Below are 4,080 nucleotides of genomic sequence, written 5' to 3'. Positions count from 1 at the left end.
CCTCAGACTGGCTGAGGCAGAAGCAGGAACGATTCACTGATCATGTTGCACGTGGACCTTGAAACCGCCCACCCATGACAGCGCCGACCAGTTCATCGGCATCGTTTCAAGCAAGGACAAGATCGGCTACCAGGCCGAGCCTGGTGATCATCTGTTCATGGTGATCGCCGAGAATGCGGACTTCATGATCGCGCACCTTGACGCAGGCAAAACCTATTACGCACTGATCAAGCCGCGCGTGGGCGTGTGGAAGGCACGCTTTTCGCTGATCCCCATCCACAACGATGCCGGCGCGCAGTACAGCACGCGATCGGAGGATTTCGCCAAATGGATGAGCGCGACATCCTGGGTAAGCGTGACGCCGCAGGCGGAACAGTGGTACACCGAACACGCGGCCGATATCCGCGCCAAGAAGCTGGACTACATGCAAAAGTGGGACAAGGCCAGTGCGCAGCAGAAAGAGGAACTGACGCTCAAGGCCGACGACGGGCAATAGCCTTTGCCTGCGCAAGGCTCAACAAGCCAGTGACATGAAGCAGGGCCAGTGTCGACCACCATGGAATCGGACGGACGACGCTGGCCCTGCCCTGCTTCGAAAGAGGGAGTGTCGCTAACCGCGGCCGTCAGGTGTCTCGCTTCGCCAGACCACAAACGAAATTAATTAGCCACGTTCCCTTTAATTCGGCATTCCCGGCGAATGTACACCCAAGCAAAGGAGTCGGATTCATTTACCGCGAGTGGGTTAATAAACCTGACCCCTTTTTCCCGAAAAGTCGTGAGGTGAGCCGCGGATCGGCGCGTCGGATGCACGCGCGGCCACCACAAGCATGCGCAGGGGCGCCACCGGGTGCAGCCGCCCGGTCACTGCGTATACTTGGGCCGCTGCCCCGTTCACAGGACATCGGGAGCGTGATGAAACGCACCGCCTTGCCCAACGTGATCCTTGCGCTTGCCGTGCTGATGGCACCGCTGGGCGCGCATGCGACCGGGCCCGTGACTGCGCCCCCGCCCCCGCGCTGGGCGACGCTACCGGACGTGCCGCCCCTGCCCCGCCCCGACGTCGACGATTACGTATCCGTCAACGGCGCGCGTCTGCACTACATGGTTTTCAACGCCGGCGGCGGGCGACCGGTGCTGCTGTTGCACGGCGGCCTCGGCAGCGCGCTGGAATGGGGCTTCGAAGTGCCGCGGTTGACACCCCGACACGAGGTGATCGCGCTGGATTGCCGCGGGCGTGGCCGCAGCAGCCTGCCCGCTCAGCCACTCGGCTATGCGTTGATGGCCGCCGACACGATCGGCGTGCTCGATGCACTGCACCTGCCCACCGTCTCCATCGTGGGCGAGAGCGATGGCGGCATCATCGGCCTGCTGCTGGCCATCTATTATCCCGAGCGCGTGCACAAGCTGTTCGTGTTCGGCGCGAACTACAGCCGTTCGGGATACACCGATACGCCACCCGATCCGCGACTGGCTGCCCGTTACATGGCGCGCGTCCAGGCCGACTACCGACGCCTGTCGCCCACCCCGGACGGATTCATCCGCATGCGCGCGATGCTGGGTGACATGTACTCGCGGGAACCGGAAATCGCCCCGGCGGACCTGGCCAGGATCACCGCCCCCACGGTGGTGGCCGATGGCGACCACGAGCAATTCATCCGCGCCGCCCACACGCGCTCGCTGGCGCGACTGATTCCGGGTGCGCGACTGGAGATCCTCGCCGACGTGGGTCATGGCGGTGTGGTGCAGGATCCGCAGGCGTTCCACTCCGCGGTCGCCTCGCTGCTCGACCCGTAAGCGGCGTGTTCCCTCGCTCCGACCGGTGCGCTCCGTAGCGGACTGATCGGGACAACAGGCCACGCCACCAGTACTCGCCCGCAGGCCGCCCGCAACGACGGCTGACCGTATCAGCGGAAAAGGCCGGGCTCCGTCGGCGCGGGGAGAGGCAGGCGTGCGCGACCACTCCACCCGCACCCTCCCCTTTCTAGCAAACAAGGGGTCAGGTTCATTTACCGCGAGTGGGTTAATGAACCTGACCCATTTTTCACACCGGATTATCATCAGAAAAAATGTCCCTGACACCTTTTCCTCCTTTAATTCCTTTTTGGATCACTGCCTAGTAATAGCTAAAGCTTCCGAGAAAGCAGGATTCACGGAAAAAACTGAATTTGGCCTGGCCTTCAGAAAGCCACGGAGCATGCGTGTGCTATAGCTGAAATCGTAAATATACCTTACGTCATCTAGCGCAACCTGTACTCCCAAGAATCCATACCAGAGCAGCAGGTTCACCACATCGTCAATGCGGTCTGGACTAACACCAAATCGCGCCAATACCGCACCAACTTCTTCATATGTAATCGCATCCGGCACATCAATAAACGCATAAAGCGCATCGCCGGACGACGGTGATACGTCATTCATTTCATACTCGACATCGGTTAATACATCAACCGAGTAAGCACCAAATCCCTTCTCGATGTCGTCCTCGCCAATCTTTTCGTGCTTAAGGTTTACCGCAGAAGCCTTGCACTGGTTGATCAGATTAAGCAAAAACCTTGGTCGCATCAGCGATCGATCTATTAGATATTGGAGACTGTCTTCACCATGATAAAGCGGTGTAGATATCAAAGGCCAAGCCTCCTCAATGGACATGGACTCATCTAGGCCGTTGGCAACAATACGCAGCCTGATAATTTCCCTTAAGAGGTCCTGATCGGTCCAGTCGAGCATAACATTGCCTTCTTTTCCTCTATCCGAGGTCTCCTGCACCAACAGCTCGTACACGTCGTTCCGAAGAAAAACGATTGTATTTACATCCACATCCACTCTAGAGAATTCTCGCTCAATTTTTCTAGCCGCATCTATCAGACAACGAATAATTACCAAGTCCTCGTGCTTGAGGCCCGAAGTCGGCCAACCTTTATCCACATTGTCAAAAAGTAGCCAAAGCACGCCCTTATGTTGCATGTATTTCGCAAGCTCATTTTCTAGCTTTCGGAGGTCATGCTGATACAATAATTCGGTAATCTGACCCGAGTCTAACCGTACATCTTCCCTCGCCCCGTACTTGTACTCGTACCTAGAGTGGATCTTTTCAATTAGCGAGCTTATTCGCTCAGAAAAGTCTCCCTCCGAAAAATATCCGGAAACGTTATACAAATCCTCAAGACGCTTATAGGAATCGTAGAGATTATGGTTGTTTAGATGCCGCTGCCTATCTTTCTCGAGAATTTTGTAACAAATTTCAAGCAAAAGAACATAGTTCCAGAAAGCAGTTATGGTGTGCTGAAGCGTTCCCTCTTGCATGAACTGCAGAATCAGCTCCTTAAACTTCAGCAACTTGTACCCTTCAGGCTTAAGGTCCAAAACGATATTTTGACTGGGATCCCGCGAACGCTCCCTATCACGTATCTGCAAAAAGATTGCGGACTTACCCGAACCTTTTCGACCCACTACAAGATGTGCTTCACCTCTAAGCGACTTTAAAAACGCTTCAGTGTTCAAATAGTAATTCTGAAGGGTACGCATCTCATTCTCCGCAGAAGATGCGCCTAAGTCTAGGGTGGAGAGAAAAGTCTGGCGACCGCGGCTTGGCGCTGGCCTACCCTCCTGGAATGCCTCTGCCACACGTGCGGCGAACTCCCCAACTATCTCATTAATGTCTTCTAATCGGTGCGCAGTTTCGGCGATGTCTCTAACATCCAAGGGAATCGGGCCATCACCTTGCTGTATTATACAAAGAGGTCTTTTTAACCCCGCAGCGAGACCGGCAACAAACGCAGCTCGCAGGTTGTGAATTGCCGCGCCTTCTTGGACTTCGGAAAGCAGCGGAACCAATACCCCGTAGGATTGTGCAACTTGGTTGATCGCCTCGTAGGCGGAAAGCCTGGGCGACTCATTCGGGTCGAAATTTCTGAAGATGTAGCGAGGGCCGTCTCAAACTCCACGTGCAACACCTATCCCGATCTGACATAGGCTGTTGCGATGAGAACCTATAGCGAATTGACGTTGGAAGAGAGAGTGGAGATCCAGCAGCGGCTGGAGTCTGGCGATAGCTTGCGTGCCATCGGGCGGTCGCTGGGG

At 55.9% G+C, this 4,080-nt stretch carries 4 protein-coding genes; 3 read left to right on the top strand and 1 reads right to left on the bottom strand.

What is annotated here, in order from left to right:
• Positions 1-58 precede the first annotated feature (58 nt).
• On the top strand, positions 59-496 hold the full coding sequence (locus tag B1991_RS17380) for a hypothetical protein (protein ID WP_136259946.1): 438 nt from the start codon (positions 59-61) through the stop codon (positions 494-496).
• Between the two features lie 416 nt (positions 497-912).
• Complete coding sequence (locus tag B1991_RS17375) at positions 913-1,794, top strand: alpha/beta fold hydrolase (RefSeq protein WP_168709702.1); 882 nt, start codon at positions 913-915, stop codon at positions 1,792-1,794.
• 312 nt (positions 1,795-2,106) lie between these two features.
• Here the strand turns inward: B1991_RS17375 and B1991_RS17370 are convergent, their stop codons facing one another.
• Positions 2,107-3,834, bottom strand: a complete 1,728-nt coding sequence (locus B1991_RS17370) for a P-loop ATPase, Sll1717 family (RefSeq protein ID WP_136259944.1) — start codon at positions 3,832-3,834, stop codon at positions 2,107-2,109.
• A 147-nt stretch (positions 3,835-3,981) separates the two neighbouring features.
• Here B1991_RS17370 and B1991_RS19200 point away from each other — a divergent pair.
• Positions 3,982-4,080: helix-turn-helix domain-containing protein (locus B1991_RS19200; RefSeq protein WP_136259943.1), on the top strand; the 99-nt coding region annotated here is incomplete at its 3' end.

This window comes from Rhodanobacter lindaniclasticus (assembly GCF_004799035.1).
GTDB lineage: Bacteria > Pseudomonadota > Gammaproteobacteria > Xanthomonadales > Rhodanobacteraceae > Rhodanobacter > Rhodanobacter lindaniclasticus.
This window is presented reverse-complemented; position numbering and strand designations above follow the sequence as displayed.

Bases quoted from the DNA above. Each gene is read 5' to 3' on its own strand.
- B1991_RS17375 (WP_168709702.1), top strand. From the start codon at position 913: ATGAAACGCACCGCCTTGCCCAACGTGATCCTTGCGCTTGCCGTGCTG.